General features: G+C 32.9%; 7 protein-coding genes. 1 reads left to right on the top strand and 6 read right to left on the bottom strand.

Translation table 11 applies throughout. The annotated features are described in order from the left end of the window. Positions 1 to 7: 7 nt before the first annotated feature. The 6 genes from ABYI63_RS10165 to ABYI63_RS10140 all read right to left on the bottom strand — a co-directional run bounded on the left by ABYI63_RS10165 (position 8) and on the right by ABYI63_RS10140 (position 16269). The gene (locus tag ABYI63_RS10165) at positions 8 to 3181 is read right to left on the bottom strand and encodes a SusC/RagA family TonB-linked outer membrane protein (protein ID WP_372756115.1); all 3174 of its coding nucleotides are present in this window, start codon (positions 3179 to 3181) and stop codon (positions 8 to 10) included. A gap of 301 nt (positions 3182 to 3482) precedes the next feature. After that, positions 3483 to 5591: a T9SS type A sorting domain-containing protein gene (locus tag ABYI63_RS10160; RefSeq protein ID WP_372756113.1), complete on the bottom strand. Its 2109-nt coding sequence runs from the start codon at positions 5589 to 5591 to the stop codon at positions 3483 to 3485. 161 nt (positions 5592 to 5752) lie between these two features. Continuing rightward, positions 5753 to 8851, bottom strand: a complete 3099-nt coding sequence (locus tag ABYI63_RS10155; RefSeq protein WP_372756111.1) for a glycoside hydrolase family 2 TIM barrel-domain containing protein — start codon at positions 8849 to 8851, stop codon at positions 5753 to 5755. A gap of 120 nt (positions 8852 to 8971) precedes the next feature. Continuing rightward, the gene (locus ABYI63_RS10150; protein ID WP_372756109.1) at positions 8972 to 12121 is read right to left on the bottom strand and encodes a glycoside hydrolase family 2 TIM barrel-domain containing protein; all 3150 of its coding nucleotides are present in this window, start codon (positions 12119 to 12121) and stop codon (positions 8972 to 8974) included. Positions 12122 to 12146: 25 nt separating this feature from the next. Further along, positions 12147 to 14735, bottom strand: a complete 2589-nt coding sequence (locus ABYI63_RS10145) for a fibronectin type III domain-containing protein (RefSeq protein ID WP_372756107.1) — start codon at positions 14733 to 14735, stop codon at positions 12147 to 12149. A 64-nt stretch (positions 14736 to 14799) separates the two neighbouring features. Beyond that, on the bottom strand, positions 14800 to 16269 hold the full coding sequence (locus ABYI63_RS10140) for an arylsulfatase (RefSeq protein ID WP_372756105.1): 1470 nt from the start codon (positions 16267 to 16269) through the stop codon (positions 14800 to 14802). A gap of 291 nt (positions 16270 to 16560) precedes the next feature. On the opposite strand from ABYI63_RS10140, the gene ABYI63_RS10135 reads away from it, so the two are divergent. Next, on the top strand, positions 16561 to 20691 hold the full coding sequence (locus ABYI63_RS10135) for a two-component regulator propeller domain-containing protein (protein WP_372756103.1): 4131 nt from the start codon (positions 16561 to 16563) through the stop codon (positions 20689 to 20691). Positions 20692 to 20904: the final 213 nt, after the last annotated feature.

Here is a 20904-nt window from a genome sequence, read left to right as displayed (position 1 = left end):
TCTTAAATTAAAATGCTACTCTTAAACCTAAACTAAATCTTTTTACTATCGGGTAATCACCTGTTCCTCCTGATTCAGGGTCTAACTGATCGTTATTCAACCTAGACCATGTGTATAAGTTATTACCATTAGCATAAAGTTGTGCTGACGTTAAGCCTAATTTTTTCACAGCTCCTTTTTCAAACTTATAACTTAACTCTACACTTTTCAACCGAATATAGGAACCATCGGCATAGGTTAAAGTACTTGCAGTTCTGTTATGTGTATCGGTTAAATGCAATGCTGGTTTTGTTGCTGTTACATTGTCTGGGGTCCATCGATTTCCTACATCTTCATTGGCTTGAATGAAATTTAGAAAATTGAAATAATAAACGTTTGGAATAATGTATCCCACATCGGATACCCCATAAAAATTAGCGGATAATGCAAAATTCTTATAATCCAAATTAAGACCTAATGAATAGGTTCGTAACGGGAAACCAATATTTTTATCCATGGCCACATTATCGGCATTGGTTATAACGCCATCACCATTATAGTCCACATACAAAGCATCGCCAGGTATTAAGTTAGCTTGTGAAATACCTAAACTTGGTGTTGCTCCATTATAAATATCATCTAAACTTTGATACAAACCAGCTTCTAATAATCTACTTGACCAACCAATTGGTTTTCCTGCTTGTTGCAAATATTCGGGCTTTAACCTTGGGTCATTTCTGTATACCACTCTATTTTCAGAAAAAGCGGTATTAAAGTTAACTCTATACTTAAGGTCTTTGGTTATATTATCTTTCCAAGCAACTTGCAATTCGTAACCATGCTTTTTAGTTTCTCCAATGTTACCTGTTGCTAAGTCTGGAACACCTACAAAAGTAGGAAGCCTAACATCCATTAAAATACCTGTTCGTTGCTCTTTATATAAGTCTAAACTAAATTCTATTTTTTTCAATAAATCTAGTTTAAAACTAAGGTTATGTACTTTACTTTCTTCCCAAGTTGAATTTAAATTTGCAAGAGCACCTTCGGTATATCTTGGGCCATAGTTTGTTAAATTATCATAGCCTAAGTTAATACCCGCATTGGCTGTTCCGAAGGATTGAAAATATTGAAAACGTGCACCTGGATCATCACCTGTTATACCATAAGAAAAGTTAATTTTGAATAAATCTAACCAATTTTCAGTCATTTTTTTGATGATTGGCTCTTCAGATGCTACCCAACCTAAACCAATAGAAGGAAAGAAACCAAATCGTTGCCCTGCTGCAAACTTTTCCGAGCCAGAGTAAGAACCATTAGCTTCTAATAAATAACGGTTTTTATAATAATAATTTACACGACCAATCCATTCTTCTCTTTTAGCAGAGTAACTAGTTCTATAGGTATCTAATTGTCTCCACATAATAGCATTGGCGCTTACACTGTGATTTCCAAAAAGGCGTTTGTAATTAAATTGAAATTTATAATTCAATCTTCGTCCATAAGCATACAAGCTTGGGGTCGTTGCTGTTACGGGGTCTCCTTGTGACGTATCATCTGGAAATCTGATCTCATTTAATATGGGATAGGTTACCTGCCCATCGGCACCAACAGTAGGATTGGAATAGTCGTAAGTTCTATAATATCTAATAATCCCAACACGTGCAGAACCAAGACCACCACGAAGTATTTGTTTTTCATAACTTGATTCAGATGAGTAATTGATGCTTCCTTTAAAGTCCAATCCTTTAGTAATAAAATCTAAACCTTGAGTAACTTCGGCATCATAAAAACCTTGAAAATATTGATAGGTTCTTTTACCTCCTTCATTCAACGCCATTATAACGTTCGATTCTCCTGTTGTACTATCTCCATATATACCTTCTTCATCTTTTATAGGAAACAAATTTCTAGGCGCTGTAAACAATAAAGAAAAGAACTGGGATTGACCATAACCATCTTCTCCACCACCATCGATACGATAACCTGGTTGGGTTCTTTCTCTGTAATTCCCAGAAAAATTAATACTAAATTTTGTTGTAGGTGTTACATCAAAATCAAAATTAGAGCGCCAATTGTACTTTTGTAAACCAAAAGCAGGGTCGTAATCTTCATTAGGCGTTGTTTTAAAAATATCACCATCATTTCTATACCCTAAGGACACGAAATATTTAACTAAAGTAGATCCACCACTCATACTCATATTATAAGTTTGCTCTAAACCTGTACCCATAATTTCATCAGTCCAAGCCACTTCTGGGAAATATATATTGTATGGTCCTCTTTGGTCGTAATTTTGTTCCCATGCAGCAATTGTTGAACCTGGAATTAATTGTCCCCAGTTTTTATCGTTAGCCGCTGCTTCATTATATAAATTTTGAGCTGTAATATAATCCGCAAAACGTGGCTTTGCTGTAGATTGCTTAAAACCAATATTGGTATTGAAATTAAATTTAGGGGTTCCTATTTTACCTCGTTTTGTTGTTATTAAAATTACACCATTTGCACCTCTTACCCCGTAAACTGCAGTTGCAGATGCATCTTTTAAAACAGAAATAGTTGCAATTTCATTAGGGTCCAAATTGTTTATATCACGTTCAATACCATCAACTAATGTAAGTGGCCCACCATCGCCTTGCCAAGAGGAACGGCCTCTTAAATATAAATCGGCTGCATCTGCACCAGGTTTTCCACTAGTATTGATAGCTGTTAAACCAGGAATTGCACCTTGTAACGATTCTGAAATAGTACTTACAGAACCAACTTGTTGCAACGATTCTCCTTTTATGGATTCAACGGCACCAACCAAAGTTTGTTTTGTTTGGGTAGAGAAACCAACAATTACTACCTCGTTTAAACTAGTGGTATCAGGTTCCATTGCTATTGTTACTGAAGAAGCAGAAATGATGTTAGCTATAACTTTAGTTTTGTAACCTATATAACTAATTTCTATATTAGAATTGTAATCTACTTTTAGGCTAAACTCGCCATCAAAATCCGCAGTGGTTCCTTTTGAAGTACCTTGTTGAATTATAGTGGCTCCTACCAATGGCACTCCTAACTCATCCAATACTTTTCCTTTTATTATGATATCCTGCTGGAGCTCTACGTTAGATAAATCTTTATTCGTAGCCAACAAAACATGTGGCATACAAATTAAAATAACACATAACGATGCGCTGAATAGCCTAATAGGTATTTTCATTGTTTTATTTAAAAAACGATAAAATCCTTTTTTGCAATCTGTTCTCATATTCATGAAATAATTTAGTTTGTTTAGTTATTGGTTATTAATTGGTTCAATATTTAATAGAATGTAATTTTAAGAATTTTTAACACATTTAACAGTTGTAAAATTCTCAAATGAGGGATACAAATGTTGCGAAATGATCATTTATCACTCTAATCCTGTTTATAAAACTATTATTGCTTGTTTTATGATATCAATCTGAACTTTTCAAGAAAACATATTATCAATTTCATATAAAAAAATTCCCAATTGCGCGCTAATTTTTAGCAATTTTAAAGGTTTGTTTAATAGACTTGAACTCAAGTTTTAGCAGATAAATCTCTTTTGAAAGTTTGCCTATATTAATTGTTTTAGTCTTTTCTAAAATTCCTTTTTTTACAATGCGCCCGCTTAAATCTGAAATTGAAAAAACAACGGTTTCATTAAAATAAGAATCATCAATGGCTACTTGAATCAGATCATCAGAAACAGGATTGGGGTAAATAGTTGCTGCATTTTTCACAATTGACGAGTTGGCAGACAAACTACTAGTGTCATTTATTGTATAGATGTTAATACTTTTGGCTCTAATATCTGTTTTAAATGAACTGGCGTTTTCTTTAATTATTACTCTTTTATCACCCTCATCATTTGAAGTGTTTACCCATGAAGACTCCTGAATATTTCCATTTAATTGGACATTATTGAAATGAATAGGTAAATTATTAATATCGCTTTCACCATCATTAATTACAACCAAGGTAAATCTATGGTCGGAACCAAACGCCATAGTGTGTACATTAGTCAATGAAGAAATCGTGCTTTGTATATAATTCTTATCGACAATATTATTAGCAAAATCTTTCATGATATAGTAGCTACGTAACCTTTTAGCTTCCGTATTATTTTTAAAATATATGGTTCGTGTTTCTGAATCTACACCCCTAGAATTAATTTCAAAAAAACACTCTCCTACCAAACCGCCTTCATATTGTTTAGTTTTTTCTATATAGGCGTCAATAGCTAAACTGAGATCTGGGTTTACCCCCTGTGTTCTTGAACCCCCACCCGCAGACGATTCATCATTCCATGCTTTTTTTCCTATAGCACTTGCGGCGTTTGCAAAATCGCTAAACAGCTCATCTTGGCTATTTAAATTGTGCGACGAAAATGAATGATATTCATCTTGAAATCCTAAATCAGCTACTTGATTGGCATAATTTATACCTTGGGAAAGTGACCAAGATGCTGGTGCTATTATTTCTGGAACAGGAATTCCCCTATTAGCACACTCACTTACTAATTTCAAATAAGTGTCGTGCGAGCGTTGCGCGGTAACTACTGTCCATTCTTTAGCTGTTGCTAAATAAGATATTGTTAGTCCGTTTGTATGCATTAATTCCAAATAATCGGCAAGAAATATCCCAAAGGCATCAGTATTAAAGGCACTGTTTCCTAAGGTTCTAATACATTTTCCTTCCTCATTGGCTTCTACACAGGAATAGTTATAGATATACTCGGGCAAATTATTTCTATTATCACTATTGTATCCATTATAATCTGAACGCATTGTTGCTAAAAATTTCACATCTGGATTTGCTGCTTTGATAGCTTTCATGGTCAAAATAGCATCGTCATAAAAAGCCATATTCTCTACAACTTCATCAATGTCGGTATAACGCAGTCTTTTTTGAAAGCCTTTATTATCAATAAAAATTGTAGTTGTCGAATTACCTTGCTGCGAGATTGACCATAAAGCAGCATCGTTTTCAGAATTCGCTATGTTTACATCAACTGCTCTAACAAATAGACCAGTGTTGGCAGATACATCAGAAGTACATTGTAGATATTTATTTAAACCTACATTTCTAATATTATAATAACCAGGTGAAATTGTACTTTCTACCAACTCCCATTTACACCAGCTACCTGTACAGGAACTAGCTGGACGTGAATAAACCAAATTACCACCATTATCAACTGTTTTTGTGTCTATACATTGAAGATTCGTATTGGAAGCTACATTTTTAATATAATAATAACCATTGCCCGCATCTATTAACTGCCATTGCACATAGGTTCCTGTTCCTGATATATTATTTGCTTCTACTTCAAATTTGTAGTTTTCGGTTTTCTGAACTTTGTCATAAGCAACTCTACAGATGTTAAAATTAATATCTTTAAATGCCCATTCTATAATATCATCCGGATTTAAAGCTTTTTGTACAAAGTTTTGAGAGCGTTCAAAATCGGCTCCCACAAATTCTATTTTCTGTTTTACATTAGCCGTATTGACAGTAATGCTTTGAGCAATTAAATGTTTTCCGAATAAAAATAAAAAGAACGGGAAAGCACCTCTAATAATGATAGTTAAATTGAAATTCATTTATTTTAATGGTTAGTTAGTTGGCTCGATTATTATGTATTGTGATAATAACCACTAAATTAAACCCAATAAATAATTTAAAAATCTCTATTTAGGACAACAAATGTTGCAATTAAAATACTTGTGCTTAATTTTAAAAGGCCATATTTTAATACAACCTTTTATTTAATAGAAATCTCATCTATAAAAAACGCTTCATTATTTAATGCTTCTATTTTAATAGTGTTAGCACCACGCTCTATTTGAATTGGAAGTTCTAATACGTGCCATGAATTTCCTAAATTATCGGTATTAGGCAATAATAATTTGTTTTTTTCAACTTTGCCGTTAACTATAATTTGAATGGCATTTTCTGTTGAATTTTGATTTTTTGAGCTATAACGAATGGATAAATCTACATTTCCAGCAGCACCATCATTCTCCTGATACCAAGAAATCCCAGATCCAATTCCTGCCAAAATAACATAACCCTTTCCGTTGTAATTTGTTCCTTTTGAAGAAACTTCAGCTTTCGTAAGATTTGCTTCTTCGGCTTGTTCTCCTATTTCTCCGATGTTATTCGTGTTTTCATTCCAAGTAAAGCCCTCATGTTTTCCAAATTGTTCTACTAAAACTTGAATTGGTTTTTCATCCATTACGATTAACGCTTTCACAGTCGTTTCTAATTCTATTTCAAAACTACCGGTGTATCTAGTAGAATGCCTCGTAGGTTCATCACCATTGGTTGTATAGAATATTTCAATATTAGGTTGTATTGTTTTGCCTCTTAAATTAATGATTTGTGTATCTACACTTACTTTGTTGGAAGTGATTAATTTCTTCTCACCCAAAATACAACTTGCCAAAAGGTTAATATCCCCATCTTCTTTTGTAGATTCTATGTATGCACGCGTTAATCCGTAAAAAGCAGTTCTGTGATTAGGCCCTACATGTTGTTCTACATCTACAGGGCTTCCATTGTCTAATGCCTTAATTTTTCCAGCACCAAATACATTAAAATACGTTCTATTTTCACCGTAAGGATAAAATTCTCCTTTACTGTCGGTTGTGGTAACACGTACTTGAACGATGTCATTTAGCTTATTTCCCAGAGATTCACCATCTACGGATAATCTAATTTTAGAAGGTTGATTAGCCGAAGCAATTTTTGCTTCTGCGACCACATTCCCCTTTATGTACCCTACAGCTTTTAAAGTTCCTTGTTGCCAGTTTACTAACCACTGGCATTGCATTTTATCCCATTCGGTTCCTGGTTTTAATTTTCCCAACGATGTATTATTGAAGAATAGTTCTACCTCATCACAATTCGAATATACCCAAACTGGAATTTCTGTACCAAGTTGTACCTTAGGGTGCGTCCAATGTGGTAAAATATGCACCATAGGCTTTGTGGTCCATTGACTCTGATACAAATAGTACAAATCTTTTTCAAAATTTGCTAAATCGATTGCACCACCCATAAAAGCTTTAAACGGCCAGCCACCATGCACATATCCTGCTTCTCCTATGTAATCATGACCCGTCCATCGGAACGAACCTGCATAAGCTGGAATGTCGCGCAATTGTGCAATATTCAATCGAGACGGCACTCGTACCGTAGCATTATCAAAACTTGAGTTGAAAATTTGCTTTCTATTTTTTCTTTTGGAATCTTCAATCCAATCGTGGGTAAAAACTTCCTTCTCGGTTAAATCTGAAATTTCGTAAGGTCTTTGATTTTTATTTGGAAATCCATCTCTATACCAAGTTTTGGTTCTGTAATAGCCTCTTACTTGCCATGTATGTGTGTTTTCGGTACCAATAAACACTTTCCCTTCTTGATTTTTTTCTATATTTTCCAGAAACCCTTGTTTTTCGCTTCCGCCATTAACTCCCAAAACATTCATATATTCTGAGCCCGAATGCCCCGAAGTAACTGGGCGTGTTGGGTCCAAAACATTACAAGTTTCCACTAAATCTTTAGCAATAGCACCTCCCGTTTCGTTACCTACACTGTAAATAACTATTGAAGGATGATTTCTGTCGCGTTTTATCCAATCGGTTAAATCGCGTTTCCACCAAGTATCAAAGTGATGTGCTCCATAATCGTTTTTGGCTTTTTCCTTCCAACCATCAAAAATTTCATCCATAACTAGCATACCCAACTCATCACAAATATCATAAAAGATAGGGGTTTGCGGATTATGCGATGTTCGAATAGCATTTACGCCCATATCCTTTAATTGCTGAATTCTAAAACGAAGAATTTTATCTGGCACAGCGGCTCCTAAAGCCCCAGCATCCTGATGATTACAAACCCCTTGTAACTTCACGTTTTTACCATTTAACCACATACCGGTTTCAGGTATCCATTCAATATCGCGAACGCCAAATTTAGTTTCAACCAAATCTATAAGCTTATTTCCTGCCCTCAGTTCAGTTTTCAAAGTATATAAATACGGCTTTTCAATAGACCAACGTTCTGGAGCTAAAATCGCTAACTTCGTTTTTACTGAAGACGTTTCGGTAAATTTGATTTTATTTTTAGATGATGCCACCATCAAGCCATTTTTATCAACAATGGAAGTAATTAATAAGGCTCTTTTTTGTTCATTAAACTTATTTATTACATCTGTTTCAACAAAAACATTATTGCCTTCAGTTTTAACAAAAATCCCATTCCTAGCAACATGGGTGTTATTTTTTATATCAATCCAGGCATGAGCATAAATACCACTACCTGTATACCAACGTGCGGCGGGTTGTTTATCATTATCTACACGAACCGCAAAGGTTATTTTATTCGAATGCTTAACTATTTCACTTATATCATAGGCAAAGGAAATCCAACCATAGGGTCTGGTGCCTAGTTTTTGTCCGTTTGCCCAAACGGTACTATTCATAAACACACCATCAAATGCAATTTCAATATGTTTGCCTCTCCAGTCTGAGGGTACTTCTATGGTTTTGCGATACCATCCAAATCCTGCTGGTAAATACCCACATTGATCTCCCATTGGATTATTTTCATCGTATTCACCTTCAATACTCCAATCGTGTGGTAAGCTTAAAGTTCGCCATGAAGCATCATCAAAATCAATTTTCTCGGCACCAAAAATATCGCTTTGTATAAATTTCCAATCGGTGTTAAAACTGATTCTTTTGGACGCTTTATTGGATTCTGCAGTATAATTAATTGCTGTTAGCTCCAAACATGGGGCAAAAAAAAGGATAAAAACCGCTAATTTTTCAATTCTAAAAATATTTAAAAATCTTACCATGTTTAATTGTGTTTTTGGTATTAAAATAGTTGGGCGCAATTATTAAAAAAACGATTTTAATTCATTCTTTATAATTACACCCAACAGTTAAACTAACTATCAACAACTAACTAAAACTCTTTACTTTCCTGCTTTTATAGGTTCAATAAAATAACCATAACTCAAATCTTGTGCTTTAATTTGATATTTATCATGAGGCATTCTTCCCCAACTATTATCACCACCAACACCCATTTGTTTGTAATCGATATTGATGTTTACTAAATCGCGTTTCTTAATATCTGTGGTATGTGTTTGTGATTTTTCTTCACCTGCATCAAAATCGTTATTGTACTGATGATGCGCACTAAAAGACACTAAATCTGAGGCTGTTACTTTTATACCGTTTCCAATATTATTTGTAAATGACACCCAGCGCGTTTCAGTTTTATAACCATTTTCTTGCGGACGAATGTACGGGAAATACAAATCATCAACAGAGGCTTCATAACTACCAATTAATGCCGCCGTATTTCTATCCTGATAATTTTCATGAGGCCCTCTTCCAAACCATTTTACGTTGCTAAACTCATTTTTAACTATAAAATTATTTCCAAATCTTGGCATTACAGGCAAGTTTGAATTTATATTTGAAATATTTGTTTTAACCATAATAACACCCTTTTCATTTACCGTGTAATTAATTTCTAAACTACCATTTACAGCAGGTAATTTAAATTTAGTGCTAATGGTTATATTATTATTCTCCATAGTTTTATTTATGGAAATAAGTTCTTGCGTTTTTGAAGCCTCTTTCCAAACTCCTAATTTTTTTGGCATTTTAAAACCAAAATCATTATCGGTAGTTGGTCTCCAGAAATTAACCTTAATACCATCTAATAATACATTTCCATTTCCATAATCTAAAACTATTAAAGCACCTGTTATTTTGCTAAACGACATTTTAAATGATTTACCTGAAAGGTTAATTTCATCTGTATTTTCATTTACAGAAATAGCTTCATTTGAATTTTCAAATTGAAATACATTATTCCCTTTTGAAACCACCAATTGCTCATAAGCTACTACGTGATTACTTGGCACCAAATCTGTACCTTTTTGGGTTTTTGCATATAGATTTAAATGGTATTCTGCTGATGCATCATCAAGTGTAGGCAAATTAATTTTTACTTTTTCAGAGGTGTATGGTGCAACATTTAAAACTGGCAGTTTGCCATTGGCAACTTCTTTACCGTTTTTAAGTAATATCCATGAGAAGTCTAGAGTATTTAAATTAGTAAAATCATAAATATTTTTAATTTCAATCTCACCATTTTTTACGTTTACATCTTTAAACTTAATATATTGATATACTTTTTTAACCTCATAAAGTGCAGGATGTGCAGTTCTGTCTGGATTAACGATACCGTTTAAACAGAAGTTTTGATCGTTTTGTAAATTTGCACCGCCTAAATCGCCACCATACGCCCAAAACGATTCGCCTGCTTCATTTTTTGTTAAAATACCTTGATCTACCCAATCCCAGATGAAACCACCTTGCATAATGTCGTACTTTTCAATAACATCCCAATAATCTTGCAAGTTACCAACACTATTACCCATAGCATGTGCATATTCACATTGAATTAAAGGACGTTTTGGATTATTCTCTGCATACTCAATCATTTTTTCAATTGGCCAATACATTGGTGCCTGAATATCGGTATTTGAATATGCTGTTGCACCTTCGTATTGGGTCGGTCTTGTTTTATCTTGTGCCTTTAACCAATCGTAAGTAGCAAAAAAGTTTTCTCCATTACCTGCTTCGTTTCCTAAAGACCAGGTTACTATAGATGGGTAATTTTTATCGCGTTCAAACATTCGTATTGTTCTATCCATATGCGCCCCTTTCCATTGTGGTAAATATGCAGGATGTATAGCTTGTGCCTTTTTATCATTATTTAAACCTTGATTAGTGGTTCCCATGCCGTGGGTTTCAATGTTTGCTTCATCAATTACATAAAAACCATATTTATCACACAATCTATAAAAATGTGGATTTTTGGGATAATGACTGCAACGAATGGCGTTTAAGTTATTCTGTTTCATTACTTGTAAATCAAGGATGGTTAATGCTTCTGAAATAACGTGTCCTTCCGTATCACTATGGTCGTGTAAATTGGCTCCTTTTAATAAAACAGGCATTCCATTTACCAAAAACTGATTGTTCTTGATTGCGATATTTCTGAATCCAACTTTTATAGCAGTAGATTCTCCATTTACACTAATTAAAAGTGTGTATAAATTTGGTGTTTCTGCATTCCAAGTTTTAACATTTGGAATATTTTTATCAAAACTTACAAGTGTTCTACCCTTATCTAATTGTACTTTTTTAGCATTCGAATAAATGACTTTATCACCATCCAATAATTGTATTTTCACTTCTTTTTCAACACTATTTCGCGAATTATTATCTAGCTTTAAATCGACCTTAAAAATACCATCTTTAAAATTGTTTTCTAAATCTGAAGTCACTCTAAAGTCTCTTAAAGTCACTTTATTAGTAGCATATACATACACATCACGTTCGATACCGCTTAATCTCCAAAAGTCTTGATCTTCCATATAACTAGCATCGGACCAGCGTAATACTTGAACTGCCAAACTATTTTTTCCTTTTTTAACTAAGTCTGTAATTTTAAATTCGGCTGCTGTTTTACTACCTTCATTATAACCCACCATCTTGCCGTTTAACCAAACATACATGGCACCACTTACACCTTCAAAATGAAGATAAATATCTTTACCATTCCAATCTTCAGAAACCTCAAAATCTCTTTTATAACTTCCATTGTTGTTTAAATTGTGAGGTATGAATGGAGGATTTGCAGGAAACATATAAGTTCTGTTTGTATATACAGGAATCCCATGCCCTTTCAACTCCCAGTTTGATGGCACCTCGATAGTGCCCCATTGAGACACATCAAAATTGTTTTTATAAAAATCGGCTGGTCTTGCTTGTACACTATCTGCATAATAAAATTTCCATGTCCCGCTTAAAGATTGATACAAAGGCGATTTTTTCCAATCTGCATTCGCAATGGCCGATGCTTCGTCTAGATATTTATAAAAAGAAGCCGTTGGTTCCTCTCTATTTATTTGAAATATTTCTGGATTTTCCCATTCTGGATTAACCCATGTATCTGCTACATAAACCATTTTATTTTTTTGTACCTGATGGCAAGAAATAAAAGTAAAAATTGTGAGAATGATAATAGAATACTTTGTCATTTTATAAATGTTAATTGTATTATTGTTATTTAGTTATTTTTTGATTTACTATGGCACTTTCGGTTGTTTTCCCCTGTTTGGTGACAAATGCTTTTATAGCGTAATTTGAATTTTCCTTTACTTTACTTAACGGAATAAACACATTAAAAGTAGTGCTTCCCTCCTTTTCAGGAGCTCCAGAAATTTTTAAATCCTCGACGTTTAAATAAGAAACATTGTTAATAATTACACCATAATCATCCTTAGGGTTTAAGCTCATTTTATTTAATTTCACCTTAACCAAATAACCTGATTCCTGAGTTTCTATAAATTGAATTGTAATTTTATCAGCATTCTTTACTGATAAAGTAGTTGCGATATTAGGATGAAAATTACTTTCTCCAACTTCGGTTTGAGCCTTTACAGTATAGTAATATTGCTTGCTTGCATCTACATCATTATCTGTATAAATGGTATCTTGAATACAAGTAGCAATTTTAATAAATTCATGTAATTTTTCTCCGCGATATACATTATAACAAGTATTAGGCAATACTTCATCTTGAGCATGCCATTTAACTTCAATACTATTTGAAGTGTTTTTTGTTGCAGATACATTTCTTGGGCTTAAGGGTACTCTTGATGACACCAAAACTGTTTCAGCTTCAGAAGACAACCCCTTACCCAAGCCATTGTAAGCCGTAACCGTGAATTGATATGTTGTATGGTCGTTAAAACCTTCCATCCTATAGCCAAAAACATTATCGGTATTTATTTCAATAGCCTTTCCATGTTCGTCGGTGTAATTTATTAAATAGCCTGTAGCATTTGGTACACTCTGCCAAAAAAGAGTTACAGCATCATCACGCCTTGAAACCTTAAAAATTTTTGGTTGACGAGGCAATTGATATACTACGGAAACACTTTCAGATAAAGTGCTACCGAACTTATTATTAAGTGCACCCACTTTAAAATAGTAGGCTTTATTAAGTTCAAGCCCTTTTACCAAAACACTATTCTGATTAACAACAGAAAGCGTTTTATCCAAATTTGAAATATCGGTACCGTAATAAATTTTATAATTTGAAGCATTTGATACCATCCCCCAATGTAACAAAACACCGTCTTTTTCTATGTTTGCTTCGTAAATGGTTGGTTGTGCCAATGTATTGGTTTCCGATTTCCATTTGCATACAGTAATACTGTATGGCTTAATAGTAATTAAACCATCTTTGTAATAAGTTTCTTGAATATTGGTATTAAAAGTCGTTAAGGAATCTGCTGAAATATAGGAGGTCTCTATCTTTTCTTGAAGTAATTTGCCGTTAGTTTTCACCTGAAAATTATTAGATTCTCCACTTCTATTAGTAATCACTAAATAATTGTAACCATTGCACCCCCTATATGATTGTGCGTACATCCCCAACTCCGTTTTATTGGATAATCCAGGAACTTGAGGTGCATTTAAAATATTGGTTTCAAAAAGAAAATCAGAATTATTGGTAGCTTCATGGAATATTTTATAAGCTTTACCTTCCAAATCCCTACGAATACCGGTTAATATTGTATCCGTTTCAATTTTTAAACGATTTTCAAAAGCATCCTCAATAAGTTTATTTTTTCCATTAAGTGGCACATATTTATTACTTACTTCATGAGCGCCAACATATTGCGTATTGGTATGTTGTAATTGGCGCATTACGTACTCTATATTGTAGATGCTTGAATAAATACCGTTTAAAGGGCTATTCCAAACTCCAAATTCGGTAATTACCATTGGAACATCTTTCCAGGTGTATGCTTCAATTTCATCCATAGCTGCAGGTGATGTAGCTTCTATTAGTTTCGTATTAGCACGTTTGTAAGCCTGCTCTAAGGTTTCTTTTTTTCCTGTATGCGGTGCGTATGAATGTTTAGAAAACACATTCCAGTAGGCACCATGTTCTTTTTGATATTCATTTATTTCTTTCATGAATGTCCAAACACCATCCCAAGTATAATTAAGTGCTAAATTAGCATCAGGAAAAATTTGTTTTATAACTTCAGCATAAGGTTGCATTTTAGCTGCATAATCGTAACCATCATTCCACCAATATCTATTTCTATTAGGAATATAAAAATATGGCTCGTTGCAAAATTGCCAGGTTTCTACTTTAATATTGTTGTTTTTACAGAAACGTGCTAATTCTAAAATCATTTCCGGACTTTCTGTAAATGCATTAACTGTAATAATCAACTTTCCATTTATTTCTCTTAAAAGTCGGTATAAATCGGTAAGCCTGTGTGGTCCTTTGGTTTCAACAAAATGATGCCCTTTAAGAAACTCCTTTTGGTGGTCGAACATGGCAATATAATCCAAATCATACTGCCCCGTAGCACTGCTGAAGGCATCACCCATAGTTCCAGAAAAAAAACGTAACCAACCTGGTTTTAGTTCTTTTACGATTTCAACAAACTCGGGATGCGTATAACTCCATACTTTGTCAGCAATTCTAACATTAAAACCACTCGCACCTCTTTTGATTGAATGCCCTTTAGAAGTGTTAATATCAATTGTTTTTATATTTTGAGCAGGTACACTAAACACCTGTAACAAACCTATAAATAATACAACATGAATATTTTTTAAAAACATAACAGATATTAACTTATTAAATAACAGAGGATATATTACTTACTTAAAAGCCATTTAATTAAACTTAAAAAGATACTTGATTGAACTTAAACACTTTTGAAGGTGTTCTTGCTTCTACCATAATGGTCTCCATTTCCTCAACAATTTCAGGATATTTACTTGCCAAATTATTAGTTTCACCTTCATCTACAGAAAGGTCATACAATTCTATAGCTGCATTAGGTTTCTTTAAAACATTGTATTTTACGGCTTTCCATTTTCCTTTTCTAACAGCCTGCCTTCCACCTCTTTCGTGAAATTCCCAATATAAATAGTCGTGTTGTTTTTGTTCCTTATCATTACCTAATAATGTTGGTAAAAATGAAATACCATCTAAATTATTCGGTACAGGAGATCCTGCTATTTCTGAAAATGTTGGAAACACATCCCAAAAGGCCGAAATCAAATCTGATGTAGTTCCTTCTTTAATTTTTCCAGGCCACTTTACAATCATAGGAACACGGATACCACCTTCATATAGATCTCTTTTAACTCCTTTAAATGGCCCGTTACTGTTAAAATATTCAGGATCTGCTCCACCTTCTTCATGCGGACCATTATCTGACGCAAATACTATGATGGTATTTTCTTCAATACCTAATTCTTTTACTTTAGCCATAATTTCACCTACTTGATAATCAAGAATTTCTATCATAGCTACAAAAGTTGCATGTGGGTCTTTTTGAGATTCATAATGCCCCTGTCTGTAATTTGGGCCACTATCTAATCCTTTAAATTTCTTTTCTGGTGGATACTTTCCTCTATATTTCTCTATATAAGAATCTGGCGCAGCCAATTCCGCATGAGGAATTATGGATGGTACATATAAAAAGAAAGGTTTATCTTTATTTTCTTCTAAAAAGGCAATCGTTTTTTCTTGAATTAATTCAGGTGCATAAACTCCTTTTTTATTTCCAGCGTTTTCAGTTAATACAATAGAATCTCGGTTAGACCACAAATGATATGGGTAATAATGATGCCCTAATCGCTGACAGTTATAACCATAAAAGACATCAAAACCCTGGTTCACAGGATCGCCTTCGGAACCTGGAAACCCTAAACCCCATTTTCCAAATGCGCCAGTAACATATCCTACTTTTTTTAAGGCTTCTGCTAACGTATAAGTGTTATCTGGTATTGGAAATTGTCCTTCTGGTTTTACTTCTTTGTTTCCACGAATGGGAGTATGTCCCGTATGCATACCTGTTAATAATGCAGATCGAGAGGGCGCACAAACAGTATTACCGGCATAATGTTGTGTAAACGCCATACCCTGAGATGCTAATTTATCAATGTTAGGGGTACTAAATTTTTCTTGACCGTAACTACTTAAATCACCATAACCTAAATCATCTGCCAGAATATAAATAATATTGGGTTTAGCGGGGTTCTCTTCAACAACCTTTGTAGGAACTTGGTTATTATTAGCCTTATTTACGCAGGAAAACACTAAGCTTAAAGAAATAGCTGTTAAGATAACAATACCTTTTTTCATTTATTTTCAATTTATATTAATTTGAATTAACATGTTCTAACACATGCATTTCAACACATTCAAATATATTATTAAAGTAAAAAAAGATTTTCCTAAATACACCCTAAAAATGTTGCAGCCAATTATTCCATAATAAAACAGCACAAAATGCAACATTTAAACCCCATATTTTTTACAAAAACACCCCTTTAAGCTGTTAACTTAAAACCAGTTATTGAAATAAATTTATGTAAATTGTCTCAAAATTGAAATAAAGGCACCTTTTCAACATTTTTAATCCATTCATTTTTTATGACATTTTTTAAACCAATATTAACCATACTTAAGTATTTTTTTATAATTATACCGCTCCTATATGTTTCATCCGCATACTCTCAAACTAATCCTGTTAATTTTCATGAATTAGACATTCATGGGGTTTTGTTTAATAAAAAGGTTAACATCTTGTTTGAAGACAGTTCTGGGTATTTATGGATTGGTAGTAATTCTGGTTTAGACAAATATGATGGTCATAACCTGGTTCAATATCAATTAGATGTTTTTAACCCCAACTCACTCCCAAATAATAATATAAATTCAATTATTGAAGATGAATACCAAAATTTATGGATAGGCAGTGAAAGTTATCTTATTCATTTTAACAGAAAAGAAAATAAATTTACTGGCTTTCTAAAAAATGTTACTTCTGTAGTTAAAAATAAATCCAAAAACGGTTTTATCTGGGTTAATTTAAAAGGTGTTGGACTACTAAAAATTAAGATTAATGAAGATATAACGAAACTAAATTTAGCTTCGGAATTTAGCAATTTACCAAATAATTCCCTTTTCCGAACAACTAAAGAAATTAGTGTTTTGGTAGAAGATGATTTTAAAAGACAATGGGCAGGAACGAACCAAGGCATACAAATTTTAGATAGTAATGGCAGTTTAGTTGCAACTAATTTTACCGAACGAATCGTAGACATGAAATTGTTTGAGAACAATAAAATACTGGCAATTACTCCACAAAATTTATATGTTTTAGGCTATAATAAATCGGATAACAATTTAGAAGTCCTTGAAAATTATTCACAACTTTTAAACACATTTAATGTAGCTGGTAACCTAACTACCACTGCAATTAATCCAGAAAATAATAATTTGTGGGTGGGCACCTCAAATGGCATGATTAAAGCCACTAGAAATAACAATAAATATACTTTCAATCATTATAATAAAAACAACCATAACGTTCATTTATTAAATAACCAAATTACCTCAACTATTTACGATTCCTATGGAAATTTATGGATAGGCTCTTTTAAAGGCATTAATAAATACCTTGGTAGAACTTCACTTTTTGAATATACTCAGATTACCACCAATAATAACTTAACTTCAAGTTTAAACGTTCAAGATACTAATAGTATTCTTGTAGGTACAAATGCTGGACTTTATAATTTCAATCCATTAACAAAAACACATTCAAAAATTGAAAATAACATAAAAGAGGTTAATATTATTACCACAACCTACGAAAAAACAGAACTTTTAATTGCCGATAATTTAAGTATTTATCAATCTATTAATTACAAACCAAATTCATCTTCTTTAAATTTAGTAAAACTTAAATCCTATAAGAACCACATTAAACATATAGCCTCTACCAATAAAAATGAAATTTGGGTGGCCTTATGGAGCGGTGGCATTGATGTTTGGAATAGAAACAAATCCATATCGGATTTTAAGAAAAAAATAATAGAAAAATTAAAAAACCATCATACTTCTGCCCTTTTGTTAACTAGTGAAGACAAACTATGGATAGGTACTCGCGGAGAAGGTTTATATTTAATAGATTTAGTTAAGGAACGTTATAAACATTATCTACCAACTAAAGAAAACGGTTTAACTTCCAATGCTATTTTAAGCCTTCACGAAGATAAAAACGGTAATGTATGGATAGGTACTCGTGGCGGCGGATTAAATCTATATCAAAAAAATTCGGATACATTTAAAAACTTTAAAGAAAGTAAGGCTAACAGTCCAAAAATTGTTTCTGCCATTGAAGAAGATTATAATGGAAATATATGGATGAGTACCCGAGATGGATTAACCGTTTACAATATAAATACTCAAAGATTCACCCCATTTGGTGTTGAAGACGGAATTAATGAAAACCAGTTTGTTTTTAATTCAAGTGCTTCCAACCCACAGAAAGATATCTTATATTTTGGTTGTTCCGATGGTTTTTACAGTGTTTATCCTAAAAAACTAATTCCTCAAACAATAGTACCCACTACTGTAATTACAAGCTTCTCAACATTTGGCGAAAATGACGATTCAAAGTCCGATAGCACGCTAAATAGAATGAATGAAATTAATATTAATTCCGCCAAAGAAATTACACTTCCATATAGTCAAAATAACATTTATGTTAATTTCTCTTCTTTAGATTTAACAGCACCCAATAAAAACGAATATGCATATAAATTAGAAGGGCTTCATAATTACTGGGTTTATACCAGTGCTTTTAATAGAAATGCCAATTATAATGACCTTGCTAATGGCACTTATACCTTCATGGTAAAAAGTTCTAACAGTGATGGCGTTTGGAACGAAGAACCAACAAAAGTAACCTTTACAATTCAACCCCCTATTTGGAAAAGTACCTGGGCTATAATCATCTATATTATATTAGGCTTATTAATAATTTATATAAGCTCTATTTTAATAAGAAGATGGTATGTGTTGAAGAAAAATTTATTAAAAGAAACTATTAGCCGAGAAAAAGACAACGAACATAATAGAATGAAAATGGTTTTCTTTACCGATATTTCTCATGAATTAAGAACGCCATTGTCCTTAATATTAGGAACCATTGAAAAAGTAATAAAAGAAAAGAATTTTACTTTAAGCCCAGTAAGTTCCGAACGTATTTATAACAACACCCTCCGAATGCACCGCCTTATTAATCAAATAATGGATATTCGAAAATTTGATGAAGGTAAATTAAAGCTAAATATCTCAAAGAATAATGTTGTAGAAGATGTTCATACCATTAAAAATGCTTTTAATGATTTTGCCAATAACAATGATATAAAATACGAATTCATTTCCGCTGAAGATGAAATTTTAGGCTGGTATGATGTAGATATTTTAGAAAAAACACTTTTCAACCTCCTGTCTAATGCCTTTAAATATACCAAAGAAAAAGGAGCTATTACCGTAACTCTAGAACAAGTAAAACTAAATAATACCCTAATTGGTAATAAGAACTTAATTGGAAAACATATAAAATGTACTGTAAAAGACAACGGTATTGGTATTCCTAAAAAAGATTTACAATATATTTTTGATCGCTATTACCAAGCCACTAAAGCACAACGAAATCAAATTCCAGGTACAGGAATTGGTATGGAGCTTGTACATAAACTAATAGACCGTCACCATGGCGCAATTACAGTAGAAAGCGAAGAAAATGTGTTTACAGAGTTCACTTTTTACCTTCCTATTTCTAAAGGTAAGTACAATAAAAATGAACGAATTGATACCGGAATGCCATTAAAAAGAAACTTTATTAAAGCTTCAGAATTTCAGGTTATCGATAAAACTCCTGGCGATATTAAGCCATTACAAGCCATTGTAAAATCCAACAAAGCAAAAATCCTTATTGTAGAAGATAATATTGATTTAAGACAAATGATTAAGGATGAATTAAATTCAGATTTCACCATCATAGAAGCCTCTAATGGAAAAGAAGGTTATGAAACCGCATTAACTGAAAAACCAGATCTTATAATTAGTGACATCATGATGCCTGTACAAGATGGTATTTCGATGTTAAAACAAATTAAAAAGAATGAGGAATTTAATAATATTCCCATATTCATGCTAACCGCTAAAAACTCTAACGACACTAAAATTGAATGCTTAAGCCTTGGTGCTAATGATTATATTGAAAAACCTTTTAGTTTAGACTTCTTGAAATGGAAACTAAAAAACACCTTTAAAACCAGAGAAAACCTAAAGGAAAAATACAGTAAGGTTATTACAACAGCACCTGTTGATATTCAAGTGGACTCTAATGATGAAATTTTAATTAAGAAGCTTATTAAAATTATTGAAGAAAACATGAATAATAACATTTTAACTGTTGAATTTTTAGCTTCTGAAATTGGAATGAGCAGGGCCAACCTTTACAGAAAAGTGCAACTGATTTTAAACGACACTCCTATAAACTTCATAAAAACCATTAAATTAAAAAGAGCGGCACAATTATTAAAACAGAACAAAATGTATATCTCTGAAGTAGCTTATATGACAGGTTTTAACAACCAAAAATATTTCAGCAAGTGTTTTAATAAGGAATATGGAATGAGCCCAACCGAATACATTAATAACCATAAAGCCCCAAAGCAAGAAGTAGAGTTAGAGCAACTGTAGTTATATAATTAGCTGCTGAAAATAAAAAACCGACCACAATTTAAGTACTTGAGGTCGGTTTTTTATTTATTTTAATTGTGACGTCCTAGAATAGTGTTACACTTAACACTTAATCATTCATGGAACCACAAGAATCAAATTACAAAAAGCGCACGCAAAAGGACTACAGTTTAAGTCTAAAACTACAAGTTGTTCAAGAAATAGAGCTAGGGT

The organism is Mariniflexile sp. (assembly GCF_041583155.1).
Taxonomy (GTDB): Bacteria; Bacteroidota; Bacteroidia; order Flavobacteriales; family Flavobacteriaceae; genus Mariniflexile.
Note: the sequence above shows the minus strand (reverse complement) of the source record. Positions and strands in the feature narration are given on the sequence as shown.

Coding starts and splice junctions, on each gene's coding strand:
- ABYI63_RS10165 (WP_372756115.1), bottom strand. CDS start 3,181: ATGAAAATACCTATTAGGCTATTCAGCGCATCGTTATGTGTTATTTTA.
- ABYI63_RS10160 (WP_372756113.1), bottom strand. CDS start 5,591: ATGAATTTCAATTTAACTATCATTATTAGAGGTGCTTTCCCGTTCTTT.
- ABYI63_RS10155 (WP_372756111.1), bottom strand. CDS start 8,851: ATGGTAAGATTTTTAAATATTTTTAGAATTGAAAAATTAGCGGTTTTT.
- ABYI63_RS10150 (WP_372756109.1), bottom strand. CDS start 12,121: ATGACAAAGTATTCTATTATCATTCTCACAATTTTTACTTTTATTTCT.
- ABYI63_RS10145 (WP_372756107.1), bottom strand. CDS start 14,735: ATGTTTTTAAAAAATATTCATGTTGTATTATTTATAGGTTTGTTACAG.
- ABYI63_RS10140 (WP_372756105.1), bottom strand. CDS start 16,269: ATGAAAAAAGGTATTGTTATCTTAACAGCTATTTCTTTAAGCTTAGTG.
- ABYI63_RS10135 (WP_372756103.1), top strand. CDS start 16,561: ATGACATTTTTTAAACCAATATTAACCATACTTAAGTATTTTTTTATA.